This window comes from Acinetobacter sp. NIOH-H-8 (assembly GCF_046635365.1).
Classification (GTDB): domain Bacteria; phylum Pseudomonadota; class Gammaproteobacteria; order Pseudomonadales; family Moraxellaceae; genus Acinetobacter.
The window spans coordinates 1-418 of record NZ_JBHDVN010000259.1 but is presented as its reverse complement, the minus strand read 5'-3'; the positions used below and the strand labels follow the sequence as shown (position 1 = coordinate 418).

The 418-nt window shown below is 50.5% G+C and carries 1 pseudogene; it reads left to right on the top strand.

Going from position 1 to position 418, the window contains the following annotated elements:
• Positions 1 to 418, top strand: a pseudogene (gene garP / locus ACEWB7_RS18120) (galactarate/glucarate/glycerate transporter GarP); the annotation flags it as partial.

Sequence of the window (418 nt, the reverse complement as noted above, 5' to 3'; positions counted from 1 at the left end):
CCGTTATGGGGGTGATTGGTTTTGTGTTGACGGCGCTGTGGATCAAGTTGATTCATAACCCGACAGATCACCCACGTATGTCTGCAGAAGAGCTGAAGTATATCTCGGAACATGGCGCGGTGGTCGATATGGACCACAAAAAGCCGGGTAGTGCGGCAGCAAGCGGACCCAAACTGCATTACATCAAGCAATTGCTCTCTAACCGCATGATGCTGGGCGTATTTTTCGGACAATATTTTATCAACACCATCACCTGGTTCTTCCTCACCTGGTTCCCAATTTATCTGGTGCAGGAAAAAGGCATGTCGATTCTGAAAGTGGGTCTGGTCGCCTCGATTCCAGCACTGTGTGGTTTTGCGGGCGGCGTGCTGGGAGGTGTCTTCTCGGATTATCTGATCAAACGCGGTTTATCCCTGAC